The sequence below is a fragment of the Mycobacterium sp. 2YAF39 genome (assembly GCF_052114565.1).
In the GTDB taxonomy this organism is placed as follows: Bacteria; Actinomycetota; Actinomycetes; order Mycobacteriales; family Mycobacteriaceae; genus Mycobacterium.
In genome coordinates, this window is sequence record NZ_JBFREZ010000001.1 from 878,280 (window position 1) to 896,844 (window position 18,565).

General features: G+C 65.8%; 19 protein-coding genes. 9 read left to right on the plus strand and 10 right to left on the minus strand.

Going from position 1 to position 18,565, the window contains the following annotated elements:
* Nucleotides 1-50 precede the first annotated feature (50 nt).
* The 4 genes from AB4Z42_RS04415 to sdhC all read right to left on the minus strand — a co-directional run bounded on the left by AB4Z42_RS04415 (nucleotide 51) and on the right by sdhC (nucleotide 3,529).
* A complete protein-coding gene (locus tag AB4Z42_RS04415) occupies nucleotides 51-830 on the minus strand; it encodes a succinate dehydrogenase iron-sulfur subunit (protein ID WP_442007872.1) in 780 nt (259 codons plus the stop codon).
* Between the two features lie 2 nt (nucleotides 831-832).
* The gene (sdhA, locus tag AB4Z42_RS04420; RefSeq protein ID WP_442007873.1) at nucleotides 833-2,587 is read right to left on the minus strand and encodes a succinate dehydrogenase flavoprotein subunit; all 1,755 of its coding nucleotides are present in this window, start codon (nucleotides 2,585-2,587) and stop codon (nucleotides 833-835) included.
* Between the two features lie 13 nt (nucleotides 2,588-2,600).
* Nucleotides 2,601-3,020 carry a succinate dehydrogenase hydrophobic membrane anchor subunit gene (locus AB4Z42_RS04425; protein ID WP_442008114.1) on the minus strand — a complete coding sequence of 140 codons (420 nt, stop codon included), beginning with the start codon at nucleotides 3,018-3,020 and terminating at the stop codon, nucleotides 2,601-2,603.
* Nucleotides 3,021-3,088: 68 nt separating this feature from the next.
* Nucleotides 3,089-3,529, minus strand: coding sequence for a succinate dehydrogenase, cytochrome b556 subunit (gene sdhC, locus AB4Z42_RS04430; protein ID WP_442007874.1), 441 nt, complete (start codon nucleotides 3,527-3,529; stop codon nucleotides 3,089-3,091).
* A 232-nt stretch (nucleotides 3,530-3,761) separates the two neighbouring features.
* Here sdhC and AB4Z42_RS04435 point away from each other — a divergent pair, with 232 nt between their 5' ends.
* Genes AB4Z42_RS04435 through AB4Z42_RS04445 form a run of 3 tightly spaced genes read left to right on the plus strand, consistent with a single transcriptional unit; the run spans nucleotide 3,762 to nucleotide 6,598 of the window.
* Nucleotides 3,762-4,184 carry a cytidine deaminase gene (locus tag AB4Z42_RS04435; protein WP_442007875.1) on the plus strand — a complete coding sequence of 141 codons (423 nt, stop codon included), beginning with the start codon at nucleotides 3,762-3,764 and terminating at the stop codon, nucleotides 4,182-4,184.
* A gap of 7 nt (nucleotides 4,185-4,191) precedes the next feature.
* Nucleotides 4,192-5,508 carry a thymidine phosphorylase gene (locus AB4Z42_RS04440; RefSeq protein WP_442007876.1) on the plus strand — a complete coding sequence of 439 codons (1,317 nt, stop codon included), beginning with the start codon at nucleotides 4,192-4,194 and terminating at the stop codon, nucleotides 5,506-5,508.
* A gap of 1 nt (nucleotide 5,509) precedes the next feature.
* Nucleotides 5,510-6,598: an adenosine deaminase gene (locus AB4Z42_RS04445; RefSeq protein ID WP_442007877.1), complete on the plus strand. Its 1,089-nt coding sequence runs from the start codon at nucleotides 5,510-5,512 to the stop codon at nucleotides 6,596-6,598.
* A 13-nt stretch (nucleotides 6,599-6,611) separates the two neighbouring features.
* Here AB4Z42_RS04445 and AB4Z42_RS04450 read toward each other — a convergent pair whose 3' ends face one another.
* On the minus strand, nucleotides 6,612-7,424 hold the full coding sequence (locus AB4Z42_RS04450) for an alpha/beta fold hydrolase (protein ID WP_442007878.1): 813 nt from the start codon (nucleotides 7,422-7,424) through the stop codon (nucleotides 6,612-6,614).
* Nucleotides 7,425-7,478: 54 nt separating this feature from the next.
* Between AB4Z42_RS04450 and AB4Z42_RS04455 the strand changes: the two genes are divergently transcribed.
* Nucleotides 7,479-7,826: a VOC family protein gene (locus AB4Z42_RS04455; protein ID WP_442007879.1), complete on the plus strand. Its 348-nt coding sequence runs from the start codon at nucleotides 7,479-7,481 to the stop codon at nucleotides 7,824-7,826.
* A gap of 2 nt (nucleotides 7,827-7,828) precedes the next feature.
* Here AB4Z42_RS04455 and satS read toward each other — a convergent pair whose 3' ends face one another.
* Nucleotides 7,829-9,106 carry a protein export chaperone SatS gene (satS, locus tag AB4Z42_RS04460; RefSeq protein WP_442007880.1) on the minus strand — a complete coding sequence of 426 codons (1,278 nt, stop codon included), beginning with the start codon at nucleotides 9,104-9,106 and terminating at the stop codon, nucleotides 7,829-7,831.
* A 228-nt stretch (nucleotides 9,107-9,334) separates the two neighbouring features.
* Between satS and AB4Z42_RS04465 the strand changes: the two genes are divergently transcribed.
* Complete coding sequence (locus tag AB4Z42_RS04465; RefSeq protein WP_442007881.1) at nucleotides 9,335-9,784, plus strand: SRPBCC family protein; 450 nt, start codon at nucleotides 9,335-9,337, stop codon at nucleotides 9,782-9,784.
* Between the two features lie 5 nt (nucleotides 9,785-9,789).
* Here AB4Z42_RS04465 and AB4Z42_RS04470 read toward each other — a convergent pair whose 3' ends face one another.
* Together AB4Z42_RS04470 and AB4Z42_RS04475 are read right to left on the minus strand one after the other, a co-directional pair.
* Nucleotides 9,790-10,875, minus strand: coding sequence for a C40 family peptidase (locus AB4Z42_RS04470; protein ID WP_442007882.1), 1,086 nt, complete (start codon nucleotides 10,873-10,875; stop codon nucleotides 9,790-9,792).
* Between the two features lie 2 nt (nucleotides 10,876-10,877).
* Complete coding sequence (locus AB4Z42_RS04475; RefSeq protein ID WP_442007883.1) at nucleotides 10,878-11,174, minus strand: hypothetical protein; 297 nt, start codon at nucleotides 11,172-11,174, stop codon at nucleotides 10,878-10,880.
* Nucleotides 11,175-12,042: 868 nt separating this feature from the next.
* On the opposite strand from AB4Z42_RS04475, the gene AB4Z42_RS04480 reads away from it, so the two are divergent.
* The 4 genes from AB4Z42_RS04480 (at nucleotide 12,043) to AB4Z42_RS04495 (ending at nucleotide 16,382) form a co-directional block, all read left to right on the plus strand.
* Nucleotides 12,043-13,233 (plus strand): beta-ketoacyl synthase N-terminal-like domain-containing protein, encoded by a 1,191-nt coding sequence (locus tag AB4Z42_RS04480; RefSeq protein WP_442007884.1) that lies wholly within the window; start codon nucleotides 12,043-12,045, stop codon nucleotides 13,231-13,233.
* A 24-nt stretch (nucleotides 13,234-13,257) separates the two neighbouring features.
* Nucleotides 13,258-14,112 carry an FAD-dependent oxidoreductase gene (locus AB4Z42_RS04485; protein WP_442007885.1) on the plus strand — a complete coding sequence of 285 codons (855 nt, stop codon included), beginning with the start codon at nucleotides 13,258-13,260 and terminating at the stop codon, nucleotides 14,110-14,112.
* An 80-nt stretch (nucleotides 14,113-14,192) separates the two neighbouring features.
* Nucleotides 14,193-14,816, plus strand: a complete 624-nt coding sequence (upp, locus tag AB4Z42_RS04490; protein WP_442007886.1) for a uracil phosphoribosyltransferase — start codon at nucleotides 14,193-14,195, stop codon at nucleotides 14,814-14,816.
* Between the two features lie 687 nt (nucleotides 14,817-15,503).
* The gene (locus tag AB4Z42_RS04495; protein WP_442007887.1) at nucleotides 15,504-16,382 is read left to right on the plus strand and encodes an FAD-binding protein; all 879 of its coding nucleotides are present in this window, start codon (nucleotides 15,504-15,506) and stop codon (nucleotides 16,380-16,382) included.
* Between the two features lie 15 nt (nucleotides 16,383-16,397).
* Here the strand turns inward: AB4Z42_RS04495 and AB4Z42_RS04500 are convergent, their stop codons facing one another.
* On the minus strand, nucleotides 16,398-18,035 hold the full coding sequence (locus tag AB4Z42_RS04500) for a phospho-sugar mutase (RefSeq protein WP_442007888.1): 1,638 nt from the start codon (nucleotides 18,033-18,035) through the stop codon (nucleotides 16,398-16,400).
* A complete protein-coding gene (locus tag AB4Z42_RS04505; RefSeq protein WP_442007889.1) occupies nucleotides 18,032-18,496 on the minus strand; it encodes a MarR family winged helix-turn-helix transcriptional regulator in 465 nt (154 codons plus the stop codon). Before AB4Z42_RS04505 ends, AB4Z42_RS04500 begins: the two co-directional genes overlap by 4 nt.
* Nucleotides 18,497-18,565: the final 69 nt, after the last annotated feature.

Sequence of the window (18,565 nt, forward strand, 5' to 3'; positions counted from 1 at the left end):
CCTTATCTCGCGGCTTCGGCGTGCTGGGTCACGGTGAGCGTGACCGCCGATCAGCGGGCGAACATCAGCGCGCGCTTGACCTCTTGGATGGCCTGCGTGACCTGAATGCCGCGCGGGCAGGATTCGGTGCAGTTGAACGTCGTGCGGCACCGCCACACCCCATCGACCTCGTTGAGGATGTCGAGGCGCTCGGCGGCACCCTCATCACGGCTGTCGAAGATGAACCGGTGGGCGTTGACGATCGCGGCCGGACCGAAATAGCTGCCCTCGCTCCAGTAGACCGGGCAACTGGTGGTGCAGCACGCGCACAGGATGCACTTGGTGGTGTCGTCGTAGCGGTGGCGGTCGGTCTGGCTCTGGACGCGTTCGCGCGTCGGCTCGTTGCCGGTGGTGATCAGGTACGGCTTGATCGCGCGGTACGCGTCGAAGAACGGTTCCATGTCCACCACGAGATCCTTCTCGACGGGCAGGCCGCGGATGGGCTCGATCGTGATGGTGAGTTTCTTGCTCGCCTTCTTGGGCAGCAGGTCACGCATCAACACCTTGCACGCCAGCCGGTTGACACCGTTGATGCGCATCGCGTCGGACCCGCAGACACCGTGCGCGCACGACCGCCGGAACGTCAGCGTGCCGTCCAGATACCACTTCACGTAGTGCAGCAGGTTGAGCAGCCGATCGCTGGGCAGGCACGGCACCCGGTAGCTCTGCCAGCCCGATGTGTCGGGATCCTCCGGGTTGAAGCGCGCGATCTTCAGGGTCACCATCACCGCGCCCTCGGGCACGGGCGGCAGCTCTGGGTCCTTGGTCTGTACCTCGGGAGCGATCGTCATCGTCAGTACTTCCGTTCCATCGGCTCATACCGCGTCTGCACCACCGGCTTGTAGTCCAGCCGAATGTCGGACAGCAGCTCGTTGCCCTCTTTGTAGGCCATGGTGTGGCGCATGTAGTTGGTGTCGTCGCGGTTGGGGTAGTCCTCGCGGGCGTGTCCGCCGCGGGACTCCTTGCGGTTGAGTGCACCGACGACCGTCACCTCGGCCAACTCCAGCAGGAAGCCCAGTTCGATGGCCTCGAGCAGATCGCTGTTGTAACGCTTTCCCTTGTCGTGCACGGTGATTCGGGAATAGCGCTCCTTCAGCGCGTGAATGTCGGTGAGCGCCTGCTTGAGCGTTTCCTCGGTGCGGAACACCGCGGCGTTGTTGTCCATCGACTGCTGCAGCGCGCCGCGAATGTCGGCGACCCGCTCGTTGCCGTGCTCGGAGAGGATGTCGCCGACCCAGCCGACGACGATGCTCGCGGGGTCCGCAGGCATGTCGACGAAATCGTGGCCCAGCGCGTAGTTGGCCGCCGCAATACCTGCGCGGCGGCCGAACACGTTGATGTCCAGCAGCGAATTGGTGCCCAGCCGGTTGGCGCCGTGCACCGATACGCATGCACACTCGCCCGCGGCGTACAGGCCGGGCAGGGGAGTCGTGTTGTCGCGCAGCACCTGACCGCTGATCGTGGTGGGGATGCCGCCCATGACGTAGTGGCACGTCGGGTAGACCGGCACCAGCTCGGTGACGGGGTCGACGCCGAGGTAGGTGCGGGCGAACTCGGTGATGTCGGGCAGCTTGGCCTCGAGCACATCCGCGCCCAGATGTCGCACGTCGATGTAGACGTAGTCCTTGTTGGGGCCGGCGCCGCGGCCCTCGAGCACCTCGAGCACCATCGAGCGGGCGACGATGTCGCGCGGGGCCAGGTCGACGATCGTCGGCGCGTAACGCTCCATGAAGCGCTCGCCGTCGCCGTTGAGCAGCCGTCCGCCCTCACCGCGGACCGCCTCGGAGATGAGGATGCCGAGGCCGGCGAGGCCGGTCGGATGGAACTGGTGAAACTCCATGTCCTCCAACGGAAGGCCCTTGCGGAACACGATGCCCAGACCGTCGCCGGTGAGGGTGTGGGCGTTGGAGGTGGTCTTGTACATCCGGCCCGAGCCGCCGGTGGCGAAGACGATCGCCTTGGCGTGGAAGACGTGGATGTCGCCGGTCGCCAGCTCGTAGGCGACGACACCGGTGGCGACGGGACCGGACTGCGTCTCGGTGATCGCGATGTCGAGTGCGTAGTACTCGTTGAAGAACTCGACGTCGTGCTTGACGCAGTTCTGGTACAGGGTCTGCAGGATCATGTGGCCGGTGCGGTCGGCGGCGTAGCAGGCCCGGCGCACGGGTGCCTTGCCGTGATCGCGGGTGTGCCCACCGAAGCGGCGCTGGTCGATGCGTCCCTCAGGCGTGCGGTTGAACGGCATGCCCATCTTCTCGAGGTCGAGCACCGCATAGATGGCTTCCTTGCACATGATCTCGACGGCGTCCTGGTCGGCGAGGTAATCGCCACCCTTGACGGTGTCGAACGTGTGCCACTCCCAGTTGTCCTCTTCGACGTTGGCCAGGGCCGCGCACATACCGCCCTGCGCAGCGCCGGTGTGGCTGCGCGTGGGGTACAGCTTGGTCAGCACCGCGGTGCGCGCGCGAGGACCGGCCTCGACGGCGGCCCGCATACCCGCCCCGCCGGCGCCGACGATCACCACGTCGTAGCGATGTTCTTGAATCATGTGCGCTCGCCCCTTACGAAATGCTCGCGTCGAAGGTGACCAGAACGTAGCTGCCCAACACCAGGGTGAAACCCGTCGCCAGCAACAGCAGCGAATTCAGGTAGAACTTCGTGGTGTTCTTGCGGGCGTAGTCGCCGATGATCGTGCGCATGCCGTTGGCGCCGTGGATCATTGCCAGCCACAGCAGCGCCATGTCCCAGATCTGCCAGAACGGCGACGCCCAGCGCTGCGCCACGTAGTTGAAGTCGATGCGGTACACCCCGCCGTCCCAGATCAACATGATGAACAGGTGGCCGAGCGCCAGGAACACCAGTGCGACGCCGGAGAACCGCATGAACAGCCAGGCGTACTTCTCGAAGTAGGGGATACCCCGCGGACGCCGGGGAGCCCGGGGATGGTCGAGGCTCGCCGGGCGGTCGTGTTCCTTCTCCATCACCGGGGCGATACGGCCCTCCTTGTGATGGGGCGTCCAGGCGCCGGATGGCCCGCCTTCTGCCGCGCTCACAGGAACCGCTCCACCATGTGCATCCCGATCATGCCGAGCGCGGGGATCAACACCGCCAGGAAGATGCCGATGACGACCCACAGCATTTGGCGCTGGTACTTGGGGCCCTTCTGCCAGAAGTCGATGAGGATCACCCGGATGCCGTTGAGAGCGTGGTAGAGCACGGCGACCACCAGGCCGATCTCCATCAACCCCACGATCGGCGTCTTGTAGGTCTCGATGACCTCGTTGTAGGCCTGGGGGCTGACGCGTACCAGCGCGGTGTCGAGCACATGCACGAAGAGGAAGAAGAAGATGGTGGCGCCGGTGATGCGGTGCAGCACCCAGGACCACATGCCGGGATCACCGCGGTAGAGGGTGCGTCTGCGCGACGGTTCGGATCGCGGAGCAGGCACCGCGGTGCCCCCCGGCGACTGCCCGGCAGTCTGAGTACTCATCTGGCCTCCAACGCCTTCGGTGGACGCTCGGGGCGGGGGTCCTTGCGGGCTGTCGGCGTGGACCACTGCCCCAAACCTCGGGGCGACTCTAATCCCAGTTGTACTGCTAAACGAACTACCGTTTAGCCATCGGCGCACGCAAAACGACAAAAGTTAGGGTTACCTTCCTCACTTGGGCCGCTGCGGAACGGGAGCTTCGGAATGCATTCAGAGTCGGTCCGGCGGGAGTGAGATGACATCCGACATCGATTGGAAAATGTTGCGGCTCAGGGCAACTGAAGCTTCTGCACGCGCCTACGCACCGTATTCGGGGTTCTCCGTCGGGGCCGCCGCGCTGGTCGACGACCACCGGATCGTGTCCGGCTGCAATGTGGAGAATGTCTCATATGGCCTAGGTCTCTGTGCCGAGTGTTCAGTGGTCTGCGCCCTGCATTCCGGCGGCGGCGGCAGACTCATCGCGCTTTCGTGTGTCGACGCCGCCGGGGAGGTATTGATGCCGTGCGGCCGATGCAGGCAGGTCCTGCTGGAGCACGGTGGCCCCGAACTCGTGATCGACCATCCGCTCGGACCACGGACGTTGGATGAGTTGCTGCCCGACGCCTTCGGCCCGCAGGACCTGGCCCGCCGGGAGACCCCGCACGAAGAAGTGCCGTAATCCGGTGATGCAGTTCACGTTCGACGGACCAACGGTGATCCGGATGAAGCGCGACGGCGGTGTGCTGTCCGATGCGGCGATCGACTGGGTGATCGATGCCTACACGCACGGGCGGGTGGCCGACGAGCAGATGTCGGCCCTGCTGATGGCGATCTTCCTGCGCGGCATGACGCAGCCCGAGATCGCCCGCTGGACGGCGGCCATGGTGGCCTCGGGGCAACGCATGGACTTCTCCCACCTGCGGCGTGACGGAAGGCCGCTGGCGTTGGTGGACAAGCACTCCACCGGCGGCGTCGGGGACAAGATCACGATCCCGTTGGTACCGGTCGTGATGGCGTGCGGCGGCGCGGTGCCCCAGGCGGCGGGCCGCGGACTCGGGCACACCGGCGGAACCCTCGACAAGCTGGAATCCATCCCGGGGTTCAGCGCAGAATTGTCGAGAAACCATATCCGGCAACAGCTTCGCGATATCGGGGCCGTGATCTTCGCGGCCGGAGAGCTGGCGCCGGCAGACCGAAAGATCTACGCGCTCCGGGACGTCACCGGCACCACCGAGTCCCTTCCGCTGATCGCGAGCTCGGTGATGAGCAAGAAGATCGCCGAGGGCACCAGGGCCCTGGTGCTGGACTGCAAGGTAGGTTCCGGCGCGTTTCTCGACACCGAGGCGGAGTCACGCGAGCTGGCCCGCACGATGGTGGCGCTCGGCACCGACGCCGGCCTGGACACCCGCGCATTGCTGACCGACATGTCGACGCCATTGGGCCGTACCGTCGGCAACGCGATCGAGGTCGAAGAGTCGCTTGAGGTCCTGGCCGGTGGCGGGCCGCCTGATGTGGTGGAGCTGACGCTGGCGCTGGCCGCCGAAATGCTCGACGCCGCGGGCATCGACGGCGTCGATCCGGCGCAGACCTTGAACGACGGCACGGCGATGGACCGGTTCCGCGAACTGGTCATCGCACAGGGCGGTGACGCCGCCGCCCTCTCTGCTGAGGCGTTACCGATCGGCAGGCATACCGAGACCGTCACCGCCCCGCGTGGTGGCACGATGGAAAGCATCGATGCGATGGCGGTTGGTCTTGCAGTGTGGCGGCTCGGTGCAGGCCGCTCTCTCCCCGGTGAGCGCGTGCAGTCCGGGGCAGGCATGCGCATCCACCGCCGTCCCGGCGAACCCGTCACCGCTGGTGAGCCGCTTTTCACGTTGTACACCGAGACGCCGGAGCGATTCGAGGCCGCGATGAACGAGCTGGACGGCGCCTTCAGCGTCGGGGACCAGGCGCCGCCCGAGCGCCCGCTGATCATCGATCGGATCACGAGCGGAGATTGACATGACCACGCCGCTGACGTTGGAGTCGATCCGGCGGGCCCCCAAGGCGCTGCTGCACGACCATCTGGACGGCGGGCTGCGGCCGGCGACCGTGCTGGAGCTGGCCGAGGCGAACGGCTACGGCGATCTGCCCGCCACCGACGTCGAGGGACTCGCGACGTTCTTCCGCACCGCGGCGCACAGCGGATCGCTGGTGCGCTACCTGGAGCCGTTCGCGCACACCGTGGGGGTGATGCAGACACCGGAGGCCCTGCACCGGGTGGCCTATGAGTGCGTCGAGGACCTCGCGGCCGACAACGTGGTGTACGCCGAGATCCGGTTCGCGCCCGAGCTGCACATCGACGCCGGCCTGTCCCTGGACGCCGTCGTCGATGCCGTGCTCGCGGGCTTCGCCGACGGCGAGAAGGCCGCCAGCGCAGAGGGCCGCTCCATTGTGGTGCGATGCCTGGTCACGGCCATGCGGCATCAGGCGCGGTCACTGGAGATCGCCGAGCTGGCGATCCGGTTCCGTGACAGAGGTGTCGTCGGCTTCGACATCGCCGGGGCGGAGGCCGGCTACCCGCCCACCCGGCATCTGGACGCCTTCGAGTGCATGCGAAACAACAACGCCCGCTTCACCATTCATGCGGGGGAGGCCTTCGGTCTGCCGTCGATACACGAGGCCATCGCCTTCTGCGGCGCGGACCGCCTCGGCCATGGGGTGCGGATCGTCGACGACATCGTCGTCGGTACGGACGGCGACGCGAAGCTGGGGCGGCTGGCTTCGCTGTTGCGGGACAAACGGATTCCGTTCGAGCTGTGTCCCTCGTCGAACGTGCAGACCGGAGCGGTCGACAGCATCGCCGCGCATCCGTTCGATCTGCTAGCCCGGTTGCGGTTCCGCGTGACCGTCAACACCGACAACCGGTTGATGAGCGATACGACCATGAGTCACGAGATGTGGCGTCTTGTCGAGGCATTCGGCTACGGGTGGAGCGATCTTCAGCGGTTCACCATCAACGCGATGAAGTCGGCGTTCATCTCCTTCGACGAACGGCTGGCCATCATCGACGATGTGATCAAGCCCCGCTTCGCGGTACTCATCGGCTGACGCTGCTAACGAATTACTGCAAGACCGCTCGCAGGACATCGGCGAACTCGATTGGTGCGCCCATGAATCCGCCGTGGTCGCCGGGGAACGAGGCGGGCGCGATGCCCAGCTGCTCGGCCAGCGCCGTCGAGGTCCGGTACGTGAGCAGCTTGCCGGAATCCGCGCCGATACCGACGACCAGGCGCGTCGGACCCGCCGTGAGCGCGGCCACATCGGGCTTGTAGTAGCACGTCGGGCGCAGGTCGATCTCGAAGAAGCGGGCGGCTTGGCGCTGGCTGTCGGGTGAGGGCTCCGCGTCGGACTGCGGCGCATCGCCAGGTGCCACGTCGAATCCGGCATTGACCATGAAGTGCGCCCATCCGGCTTCGAACCCGTCGCGATGGAACGTGTCGATGATCGCCTCGGTATTGGCACGCTGCTCGGTCGCGTCGGGCAGCAGCAACAGCGACGGCGGCTCGTGGGCGACCAGGGTGCGGATCCGCCCGGGATGCCGCGCAACGAGCGCCAGCCCAGTCACGGCTCCGCCGCTGGATCCGAACAGGTCGGCCGAGTCCGCGCGCAGGTCGTCGAGGATCGCGTTGACGTCGTCGGCGCGCTGTTCGACGCTGCACGGCGCATCCGGGTCATCGACGGTGCTGGCCGCGTAGCCCCGAGGGTCGTAGGTGACGACGGTGTGGTCGCTCGCCAGCGCGTCGGCCAGCGGGGCGAACTCGGCCGAAGCCATCGGCGAGCCGATGACCAGTAGTAATGGTCCGTCGCCGCGAATTTCGTAGTGCAGCAGCGCTCCGGGCACGTCGACGGATCGGGTGGCGATAGGCAGGCTCATACGCGTGCAGACCGTGGGGCGGGCGAAAAGTCATCGCGGCGTACGGTGTGGTTCGTGATCACCGGGGCCCATGTCATCGTCTACAGCAGCGACGCCGAAGCGGACCGAGCGTTCTTCGAGGATGTGTTGCAGTACCCCAGCGTCGACGCCGGCGGGGGTTGGTTGATCTTCAAACTGCCGCCCGCCGAGGTGGCCGTGCACCCAGCCGAGGGAGCAGGTACGCACGAGCTGTACCTGATGTGCGACGACGTCAACGCGACGGTGGACGACCTCAAGGCCAAGGGCGTGACGTGTGGTCCAATCAGCGACGAGGGCTGGGGCTTGCTCACCAGCATCCGACTCCCCGGCGGCGGTGACCTCGGCCTTTACGAGCCGCGCCACCCGAAAGCGACCGAGCTCTAGCCCTACTCTTGGCGAAGGCGCGATTCGACGAAGGTTTCCAGCTCTTCCCACTGTTCGACGGCCTTCGCGTACGGCGGAGTCGGCTTGCGGACCTTGTCGGGATCGAGCACGTAGGAGACGATCTTGCCCAGCGGCTGGTCGGCGTCGAGCGATTCTTCGACCACGCTGTCCTCGGCGTATTCGCCGACGTCCCTGAGCAATTCGACGGCCAGGTCGAGCTGATCGCGGTCGATGGCGTCGGGTCCTTCGGCGAGATAGTCGACGATCTCGGTGAGCACGTAGACGTTCTCGTCGGAGACGTTCACCCGCAGCGAGCCGTCGTTGGCCGCGGTGCGGATGTCGTCGTAGGTCGCGAGGTTGGAAATATCGTGGTCGTGCTCATCGGCCAGGTAGCGCGCCAGCGCGCGTTCGGATCCGAACACGCTGATTCTTCCGTTGCGCCCCAGGAAGACCGGCTGGTCGTCGAGGTAGCACCGAAGCGTGTAGTAGGTGCCGCCGGTGGTCATGATCCGCACCGGGTCGATGCCGACCTTGACCCAGAAGTCGTCGTCGCTGCCGAGCACCGCGCCCTCGGAGTGGTCCTCGAGTTCGTCGGACTCCTCAGGCTCCTCGGCGTCCTCGGCGTCGCCGTCTTCTGTTTCTGAGGCTTCCTCGACGATCTCCTCCTCTTCGACTTCGGGAGCGTCTTCTTCCAGTTCGGCGGCGGCCTTCTTCGAAGCGGCCGCGTCGACATCGGGGGTGCTGACGAGGTCATCGATTGCGTCGACGACGTTGTCCCAGCTGCGGCCGATCGCCGATTCGATCTCGGCCCACCGCTTGCGGCCGACCCGGCCTGCGAACGCGTCGACCCCGCCGCCCAGTTGGCCGAGACCCGGATTGCCGTTGAAGAACTTGCTGATCGCGGGTAGCTCGCACACCGATCCGATGGACGACGCAATGGCCAGCGACCGGTGCAGTTGTGTGACCGTCTCCTCGCTGGGCTTCTCGGCCGCCAGCTCCGGGACTCCGACGACGTCGTACTGCCGCTCCTCGGCGGGGTCCAGCAGGTGCGCGTTGGCCTCGGTCAGCTTTTCCCACGCGGGATGGTCGGTCAGGTCGTTGTCCTTATTGGTCCTGACGAACGCGACCAGGTCGGCCACGGTCTCGAAGGCATAGAGGTCCTCGTCCTTGCCGAGGAACGCCTCCCACTCGTCACCCTCGTCGCGCCAACGCGGCGCCCACAGCGTGTAGAGGTCGCCCTTGGTCAGCCCAAGCCGGATCGGCACGATGTCAGCAGCCATGGCGCACACAATAGCCATCGGGAAGCCATTGGCATTCGCGGGACTCTGACTAGCTGCTCGAATGGGACCCGATGAGGCGCGAACAGGCCAATTGCGTTGTCTGGCCCGTCCGGGCGCGAAGGATTTGTAGAGGATCTTCCAAGCCGGTGCACAGATTCTGGTCGCAACCGCCGTGGGCCAACACACCGATCAGGGGTTCCGCCCGCGAGCGACCGCTACGATCCTCTGGTGCATGGAGCGGTGACGGTTCACATGGAGGCGTCCCCGCTGGAGATCTGGACGCTCGTCGCCGACGTCCGAAACACGGGGAGATTCTCGCCGGAGACGTTCGGAGCGGAATGGCTCGACGGGGTCACCGAGCCCACGTTGGGCGCGCGATTCCGCGGGCACGTCAAGCGCAACGAGATCGGTCCCGTGTACTGGACGACCTGCCGGGTGACCGCATGTGAGCCGGGCAAGGAGTTTGGCTTCGCCGTGTTGGTCGGCGACCGGGCAGTGAACAACTGGCACTACGCATTCGCCCCCAGCGGTCAGGGAACCGATGTGACGGAGTCGTTCCGGACCGTCGAATCGGCCGTTCTTCGGCCGCTCGAGTTTCTGGGCTATCCGCGGAAGCGACGGAATCTGCGTGACATGCGGACCACCCTCGAACGCATCAAGGCCGTCGTCGAAGCTTGAGCCAGTTATGCGGTCGGTCGCCAGAAGCCTTGGAAACCCTGGCCTGCGTTGTCTGTTCGAATCGGCGATAGCTTCACCGGGTCGCCCGCCTCGATCATCTGACCGCTGCCGACGATCATCGCGACGTGCCCGTCCCACACCGCGAGGTCGCCGGGTCGCAGGTCACCCACCGCCACCGCCGCCCCGATGTCCTGTTCCTGCGCCAGACGCGGAAGATTCAGTCCCGCTTCGGAATATGCCCACTGGGTGAGTCCACTGCAGTCCAGGCCGACCCCCGGTGTCGTGCCGCCCCAGTCGTACGGCACGCCCAGTTGAGTCAGGGCATGCCGAACGGCACTGGCCGCCACCGCGTTCGGTGCCATCGCAGTGGAGCCGTCGGGAAGCCGGATGGCGACCCCATCGCCGAAGATGGCGGCGTCAGGTGACAGCGCGGGCGATTCCGGCCTGAAAAGCTCGGCAAGGCTGCCGAACCCCGAACTCGACGCCCCGATGGGCATCGGGCTCATCGGTGTGGCACCGCCGAAGCCCGAGCCCATCGACGGCAGCGCGGAGGACCCGAAGCCGGTCGGCGCCGTCGGGGCCGGTGAAGGCGGCCCGGTGCGGGTGAGCGCCTGGGTGTGCCCGTCCAGCTCGGCCTGAAGCTCCTCGACCACGACGACCGCCTCGGCGAGTGATCGTTGCGCTTCAACCCGCAGCGCCGCGGCGACCTCAGGTGAGTCCAGGAAGGGTTCCAGCGCCGCGGCGCGTGCCTCGAAGCCGTCGACGATGTCGCGCAACCGCTCATGGGCACGTGCCACCGCGGCGTCGGCGGCACCGACCGCCGCGTTCATCGCCTCGGCTCGATCGGCGAGGTCGTCGATGGCCGCCACGGTCCTCGCCGTGAAGTCGGCGGCCCCGTCGGCGCCCACGCCGGTCCAGTCGGTCGCCAGCCACGACTGCCTGGTCGCCGCCGATACATCGGCGAGCGCGTCCCGTGCCCGGGTCAGCACCGGCCGCGGGTCGCTGGCGGAATTCGCGGACCATCCGGGTCCGACCATCGACTGGACCGCCTTGAGCGGCGCCGCCAGCGCTGCGACCAGGCCGGTGGCCACTACTAGGCGTCCGCGATGCGCTCGGCCGCGCCGCTGTCGACCGAGTCGTAGGTGGACGCCACGGCGTGCGCTGTCGTGTTCGACATCCCCAGGTGGTCGCCGATCGCCGAGACCTGCCGTGATCCGTCTGCGACGGCCTCGGTCAGCGCGGAAAGGAACCTGGCACCGACAGGACCCAGCGACGCCGCAGCCGCCGCGACCGGCAGCGAGGACAGGCTGATGGCGATACCCGCGAGGTCGTCGGCGTGAGTCGAATTGGCGCAGCCCAGCGTGCGGATGGCATCGGTGTCGGCGTACATGCGCTTATGACGGCTTTGTGCCCCTATCGGTTCCTTCCATCCGCGGCGGGGTGGTGTAGCCGGGGCGTTGCGGATGAACCGGTGCTTCGTTCGCCGGATACCTCGTCGCCCTTTGCGCGGCGGTAGGTAGCACCTTGAGCATTCAGCCAATAATTAAAAGTTTGCTAAACCTGACAGATTGGTGACAGTTTGAGTTCTTCCTTCGCCGTGGTGTCGTTCTTTAGGCAGACGGACAAATTATTTGCCATAACTGGCACAGCAGGCTAAAAGAGCTGCGCAGGCCCGGCGAGGCTCCGGTGGTGCGGTGTTTGCGTGGGGGTGCCGTGAGCCGGGCGCGGACGAATCTCGATTCGTGGCGTCTGGAGCGTCTCGCCGTCGGCTCGCTTGCGGAGGCCGCTCCGCCCGCTAACCGCGTTTGACGAGCAGGTTAATACCAAGTTTCCAGGTAACTCTACGGTTGTGGGACCGCTGTATCGGGGGAGCACTCAGGTACCGTCACCTCTACGCGGGAGGGCTCGATTTTAAACCTGAACGCGGTGTTGGCTGGGTCACACCGGGTGCGACCACGCTAGCTGCATGCTACGGTCAGCAAAGTAGGGAGAATTTTCTATATCTTCGTGTATGCGTTAAATTCAGGCCAGGCGGCGTCGCCAGCCCACCGAGTTTTCTAGATGGAGATAGCGTTGCTAGAGGTACAACGGCAAGCACAGTTTGCTCAGTGCGATCATCGCGTCGTTGGGTCGTATCCGGGGTTCTCCCTGGCCCAGCGGGGCGCTCGCCCGATAGTGGCGGCGTCGTTCCCCATCGCCGGTCGCTCCGGCTCGCACCAAAACCACCTGCACGGCTAACGGCGTATCGGAGAGAGAGCATGTCCAACAACGGAATCGACATCGTCGGATTGGGTGTCGTCAGCGGCTACGGCTGGGGTCGGGAAACCTTCTGGGAGGGTCTGTCCGGCGGTAAGCCCGCCGCCCGCCTGATCGGCGGTTACGGCGAAGACAAATCGGAATCAGCATGGCTGGCGCTGGTTCCGGAAGGTGGCGACCCGGAGGACGGTGAGGGGCTCTACGGCCGTTCGTTCATGGCCGCGGCTCGGGAAGCCGTCGCCGATGCGAAGGCAAGGGGATGGATACCGGGTGCGCGGGTCGGAGTGATCAGCGTGGGCTGCTTCAACGACATGTACGGGTGGACCGAATTCAGCTCGGGCAGCGCACGGCGTTCGCGCGATTTCGTGCGGGTGCTGCCGTCGACCCCAGTGTCGATGTTCATGCACGAGTTCGGCTTTCACGGCCCGTCATTGATGGTGTCGGCCACCTGCGCATCGACCAACAACGCCATGCTCGTGGCGAAGCTGTGGTTGGACGCCGACAAGGTGGACGACGTGGTGGTCGTGGCCGCGGATCTTTCCTTCACGCCGGAGATCGTCTCCGGCTTCACTCGGCTCGGCGCGGCGGCCGTCGATATCGAACCTCTCGAAGCGTGCAGGCCGTTCCAGGAAGGCGGAAAGGGCTTTGGCCCCGGAGAGGCGGCCGTCGGATTCGTCATGTCGTCGCGGCAGCTCGCCGGCTTTCTGACGGTGTCGCGTGCAGCGCCTTATGCGGCGCTTCTGGGCGGCGCGATGACGAGCGACGCGCACCACGCCACCGGCATGGACCCGTCGCATGGCGAGGTGATCCGGTGTGTGGCCGAGGCGATCGACGATGCCGGGGTCGATCCCACGGAGGTGCGTTACCTGAACGCGCACGGCACCGGAACCCAGCAGTGCACCGATGCCGAAACCCATTTCCTCGACGAGGTTTTCGGTGCGGACATCCCGCACATCTACGCTCTCAAGCCGCTGGTTGGTCACTGCCTGGCAGGCGCGGGGGCGATCGAACTGGCGGGCACCCTGATGGGTTATGAGCGCAAGCAGGTTCCGGCATCTCGGATCGTCAGCACCGCGCACCCGCGCCTGCTCGATGGGTTGACCCCGCTGGAGGGCGGTTTGACCCTCAAGACGTCGATGGGGATGGGCGGATACAACTCGGCTGTCGTCGTCGGTCCTGCGGCCGCCATCTGATGGGCCGCGATTGGGGTGCCCGAGATGAGTCGTGCTGAGTTCGTAGACGTCCTGTGCATCGGATCCGGCAGCGCGGGACTGGCTGCCGGGATAGCCGGGGCCGATGCCGGGTCGAAGGTGTTGGTCGTCGAGCTGGATCGAGAGGTCGCATCGCCGACGCGGCCGTTTGGCGCGCAAGTCGAGTCATGGACGACTCTGCTCCAGAAGCGTTGGGGCGGAGACGAATTCAACTCCTCGACCAACACCTACCTCGAGGAGTTGACGAGTAGCCTGGGGCCACCGGGGAACGCCAGAACAAGTCGTCATCTTCCGATCGACACGGTCGAGACGTTCGCCGATGTGAACGTCGATCCGACCGCGGCGGTGCCGCCGTTCCACGGCGCGGACCTGGCCAAGTGGGCGCGAGAATGCCTCACCTCGCCGTATGGCTTGATGTTCAGCCGGGTGAGCTCGCCGATGTTGACGCAGATGCGCAAGGTCGACGGCCCGCAGATCAGGGCGGGCCTCATCGCGCCGGTGCCAACGAGCCGCAGCCGAGAGATGACCGTTCGGCTTTGGTTGTCCCAGCTGGCCTCGGACAAAGGCGTCACGGTACAGAAGTCGTCAGCGGTCCAGCGACTGGTCTTCCACGACGGCCAGCTTGTCGGCGCGGTGTTCGACACGCCCGAGGGCGTACGAACGGTTCGGGCCCGGCGTGGTGTCGTGCTCGGCACGAGCTGCTCTACCGGCGACGACGCTTTGGCGATGCTGCCGATGGCGATGGGCGGCGGCACCACACTCTGTGTGGTCGGCAGGCCGGCGAGTCGGTTCGCCCGGCTGGAATTCCTTCGCAGCGCAGCGTCTTACAGCCAGTGCGCGGCACCGGGTCGTCTCGCGTGACTTCGTTATCGGGACACGACCGCTGCACCGCTGCACGTCTTTGAGCTCCGGGCCACATTCGTTCCATTAATGTGCGGCCCATGGATGTGCGCGTCGTCGACCACCCCCTAGCCGCGGCGCGGCTGACCACGCTGCGCGACGCGGCCACCGATAACGCGGCGTTCCGGTCCGCCCTTCGCGACCTCACCCTGATGCTGGTGTACGAGGCCACCCGCGACGCGGCCACCGATACCGTCGCGGTCCGCACGCCGCTCGCGGAGACCACCGGGTATCGATTGGCCAATCCGCCGCTACTCGTGCCCGTCCTGCGCGCCGGCCTCGGCATGGTCGACCAGGCACACGCCTTGATTCCGGAGGCACGTGTCGGCTTCGTCGGTGTCGCGCGCGACGAGGAAACACACGAACCCACCCCGTATCTGGAATCGCTGCCCGACGATCTGAGCGCCCAACCCGTATTCGTGCTGGACCCGATGCTGGCCACGGGCGGCTCGATGGCGCACACCATCGAACTGCTACTAGCGCGCAACGTCGCCGATGTGACGGCGATTTGCGTCGTCGTCGCGCCCGAAGGCCTGGCCGTGTTGGAGAAGGTGGCCCCGAATCTGCGCCTGTTCACGGCTGCGATCGACGAGCGTCTCAACGAGATCGCCTACATCGTCCCAGGCCTGGGCGATGCCGGCGACCGCCAATTCGGACCGCGCTGACTCGCAGCGAGAGCGTCCTCGGTCTCGAAGACTCCGATCCGCCGCGCGTTAGCCGGTATGGCGTCCAACCGACGCTGAATTGTTGGCTGGCGCGGTCGTCGCATCTGTCATTCCCATTTCTGGGACGCCCTGCCCACATTAGAACACTTATAAACATAATGTTTGCTAAAAATGGACGTGAACGTCAATGTTCATTATGTCGCGGTGGGCATCGGGCCACCCCATGTTTGTTTGCGTCGTGAAGGTTGGGCAACGCCACGGCTAACTTACTGCCGAGTAGCAACTAGGCCGTCGAACTGCGTGAAAACGCGATTCTCAGTGGTCGACTGCAATGTTCTCGCACGTAAATAACATGTTGCTCGGGTATCGCGGGCCCGCATCGTGATTGCATCGATAGCGTGGTCGAGATAGCCTAGGACGTGATCTGGGGTGTGCGGGCAAAGTCTGAGATGCTCACTGACACCGGAGTTGCCTTCGTCACACGGCGTGCAACAAGACCATCTAACTGTTAGCCTCCAAAATAGCTATTAATTGCATTACCGTTAGTTCCGATTCGAGATATTGACCGTGGCGGCAGAGTGGCCGGCGAAAGCTTTGATTGTGAGAAGGAAGCGTTGCTGAAGTGCGCAGCCAAACTGAGTTTGAGACGAAGTGGTCAGGCGTCGGCGCCGGACCCGCGGTGGTCCTGTGAGCGCCGCGATCGAGGTCATGACCATGTTCAACACTGAAGATGTCGACGTCCTCTGCATTGGATCCGGCAGTGCCGGGCTGGCTGCCGCGATCGCGGCAGCCGACGCCGGTATGTCCGTCTTCGTCGCCGAGCCGCGTCGACGGTTATCGCAGGCGGGGTCGGACGACACCCACGGCGAATCGTGGGTCACCGTGATCCAGCGGCATTGGGGCGTCGAGGAGTTCGACGGACCGACGGCCGCCTACCTCCATGAGCTCACCCACGACCTGGGATCGCCACGTCGATCACATGCGCAGGGTCACCTGCCGATCGGTTCCGTCGAATCGTTCGAGGATGCGAGCATCGACCGGCATGGGGTCGTCCCACCGTTCCGCGGCAGCGAGATGGGGCTGTGGGCGCGCGACTGCCTGACTTCGCCGTACGGCCTAATTTTCAGCCGTCTGTCACCGCTCCCGCTGTCTGAGGTGCGGATGCAGGACGGCGCGATGATCAGAGCCCGTGCCATCGCGGAGATCCCACCGTCTCGCCGATCTGGGATGACGCTGCGCCATTGGTTGCGAGACATGGCAAAGGAGCGAGGGGTCAGGATCCACGGGTCGAGCGCCATCCAGCGTCTGCTCTTCAGCGAGGGCCAGCCCGTCGGCGCGGTGCTCGAGACCCCCGATGGCATCCGCCACGTCCGGGCAAGCAGCGGTGTGCTGCTCGGCACCAGTAACTCGATGGCCGACGACCTGCTCGTCAGGCACCCGGCGTCTGTCCTGCGCGATGGCCGGCTGTCCCTGGTGAGCAGGAACGCAAGTCGATTCGCGCGGTTGGAACTGTTGACCGACACGGAGAGTATGAGCGCCTGCGCACTGCAGGGTCAGTTGGCCTGACCCTCCGCGCGGCTGTCACCACCGCTGCGCGTGCTCCTTCAACCCGGTCAGCAGCGTTGCGGCGCGCAGTCGCGCCTCGGCCAGGTCGCTCACGTCGCCGCAGCGAACCTCGATGTAGGACTTGACCTTCGGCTCTGTTCCCGACGGCCGCACGACAATCCGGAACGTCGTTTCGCCGTCGCCGCCGGATAGCACCACCGCGTCGGTGCGCAGCGGGCCCGTCGCGCCGCGCAGATCGGTGACGGTCACGTCGTACCCGGCGAGCACATCCGGCGGCGACGTGCGAAGCCTGCCCATCGCCGCCTCCGCCTCGTCGGCATCTGCGACCTGTCGTGATATTGCGGTCGTGCTGTGTACACCGTGGCGCCGGGCCAAATCGTCAAGTGCGTCGAGCAGCGTGTGGCCGCGACGCCTCAGCGCGACAGCCAGATCGCATACCAGCACTGCGGCGCTGATGCCGTCCTTGTCGCGCACGGATGCGGGGTCGACGCAATGGCCGATCGCCTCCTCGTACGCGTAGACCAGCGTGCAAGCCGGCAGGTCGACGTCGGCGCGTGACAGCCATTTGAACCCGGTCAGGGTCTCCACGTGGCACGCGCCGTGCTCACGCGCGATGGCCGCGAGCATCCGCGACGAGACAACCGAGCTCGCCACCACGGTGGCCGCCATGACTGGCCCGGGCTCGGCTTGCGAAAGAATGTAATCGCCTAGAAGCCAACCGGTTTCATCACCCGAGAGCATTCTCCAGCCATCGGGGGTCGGCACGCCGACCGCGCACCGGTCGGCATCGGGATCCAGCGCCACCGCGACGTCGGCGTCGACGTCGGCGGCCAGTTTCAGTACGGCGTCAACGGCGTCCGGCTCTTCCGGATTGGGGAGCGCCACAGTGGGGAAGTCCGGGTCGGGTGCGAACTGACTGTCCACAACGTGGACATCGGAGAACCCGGCTCGAACGAGAGCGTCGAGGACGAACTCGCCTCCGACGCCATGCAGGGGGGTGACCGCGACTCGCGCCGACCCGTGTGTGTGGCGAACCTGCGCTGCGCGTTCGATGTAGCGCTGGACCACGTCGACCCCAGAGGGGGTGACTGCCTGCCGCCGAATCTCGTCGGCGTGCGGCGCGTCGGCCATGGCCTGCTCGATCTCATGGTCGGTCGGCGGCACGATGGGGAACCCGTCGACGAAGTAGACCTTGTAGCCATTGTCCGTTGGCGGATTGTGTGACGCCGTGATCTGTATGCCTGCGGCCGCGCCACCGTGGCGAACCGCAAACGCGACTATCGGCGTGGGGACAGCGGTGAACATCAAATTGACCGAAAAGCCTTGAGCCGCAAAAACTTCAGCAGCTGCAAGCGCGAACTCGTCGGAGCCGTGCCTGGCGTCACGACCGACCACGATTTCGCGGCCGTGCAGACCGCGGTCCTTGAGCACCTTGGCGACAGCCCATGAGGCGCGTAAGACAACCGCGAGGTTCATTCCACTGGGTCCGCCGCGCAACGGTCCGCGCAGTCCGGCGGTCCCGAACGTGAGGGTATGCGCGAACCGTTCGTCGAGATCGCGGTCGGTACATTCGCGAAGTTCGGCGGCAGTCGATGGATCGGGATCGTGGGCGATCCACTCTTGGGCGATGGTCGAGGTCCGCGACCGAGTCATACGGTCAGTGTGCCCACTTTGGAGTCGGCGTATGCCAGCTTGCGCAGCACCGGCGCAACGAGCATCACCAAGTCGAACTCGAGCTCCGAGAGGTTGTCGCGCATCGTCGCGTGCAACCATGCGTCGCGCTCCGCGCGGTCGGCATCGAGCAGTTTGGTGCCCGCGGCGGTGATCTCGATGAGCTGCCTGCGGCGATCGATCTCGTCGGGCCTGCGCGTGATCAGGTCGCGGCCCTCCAAGGCGTTGATGCTGTCGGTCAGCGACTGCACCCGAACCTGCAACCGCGTGCCGAGTTCGGCCGGTGTGGTGACACCGGCACGGCTCACCTCGGCGAGCAGCTGCATCTGGCTGAGCGTCAATCCGTGGTCGGGGCGGTGCCTGCGCATCTGCTGATTGACCGCGACGATCGATTCCCGCAGCTCGGTGGCTGCCGACCTGCGGCTCGGCTCAACTTCATCCATATACAAGTTATACCTTGGTAAATCTCGCAAATCACGCCACTAATCGCGAGTTGCACGCAGAACTTACTA

What these genes read in the sequence shown, in the direction of transcription:
- AB4Z42_RS04475 (WP_442007883.1), bottom strand. Translation starts at nt 11,174, where the DNA reads ATGTACGCCGACACCGATGCCATCCGCACGCTGGGCTGCGCCAATTCG.
- AB4Z42_RS04480 (WP_442007884.1), top strand. Translation starts at nt 12,043, where the DNA reads ATGTCCAACAACGGAATCGACATCGTCGGATTGGGTGTCGTCAGCGGC.
- sdhA (WP_442007873.1), bottom strand. Translation starts at nt 2,587, where the DNA reads ATGATTCAAGAACATCGCTACGACGTGGTGATCGTCGGCGCCGGCGGG.
- upp (WP_442007886.1), top strand. Translation starts at nt 14,193, where the DNA reads ATGGATGTGCGCGTCGTCGACCACCCCCTAGCCGCGGCGCGGCTGACC.
- AB4Z42_RS04415 (WP_442007872.1), bottom strand. Translation starts at nt 830, where the DNA reads ATGACGATCGCTCCCGAGGTACAGACCAAGGACCCAGAGCTGCCGCCC.
- sdhC (WP_442007874.1), bottom strand. Translation starts at nt 3,529, where the DNA reads ATGAGTACTCAGACTGCCGGGCAGTCGCCGGGGGGCACCGCGGTGCCT.
- AB4Z42_RS04450 (WP_442007878.1), bottom strand. Translation starts at nt 7,424, where the DNA reads ATGAGCCTGCCTATCGCCACCCGATCCGTCGACGTGCCCGGAGCGCTG.
- AB4Z42_RS04505 (WP_442007889.1), bottom strand. Translation starts at nt 18,496, where the DNA reads ATGGATGAAGTTGAGCCGAGCCGCAGGTCGGCAGCCACCGAGCTGCGG.
- AB4Z42_RS04485 (WP_442007885.1), top strand. Translation starts at nt 13,258, where the DNA reads ATGAGTCGTGCTGAGTTCGTAGACGTCCTGTGCATCGGATCCGGCAGC.
- AB4Z42_RS04435 (WP_442007875.1), top strand. Translation starts at nt 3,762, where the DNA reads ATGACATCCGACATCGATTGGAAAATGTTGCGGCTCAGGGCAACTGAA.
- AB4Z42_RS04500 (WP_442007888.1), bottom strand. Translation starts at nt 18,035, where the DNA reads ATGACTCGGTCGCGGACCTCGACCATCGCCCAAGAGTGGATCGCCCAC.
- satS (WP_442007880.1), bottom strand. Translation starts at nt 9,106, where the DNA reads ATGGCTGCTGACATCGTGCCGATCCGGCTTGGGCTGACCAAGGGCGAC.
- AB4Z42_RS04440 (WP_442007876.1), top strand. Translation starts at nt 4,192, where the DNA reads ATGCAGTTCACGTTCGACGGACCAACGGTGATCCGGATGAAGCGCGAC.
- AB4Z42_RS04445 (WP_442007877.1), top strand. Translation starts at nt 5,510, where the DNA reads ATGACCACGCCGCTGACGTTGGAGTCGATCCGGCGGGCCCCCAAGGCG.
- AB4Z42_RS04425 (WP_442008114.1), bottom strand. Translation starts at nt 3,020, where the DNA reads ATGGAGAAGGAACACGACCGCCCGGCGAGCCTCGACCATCCCCGGGCT.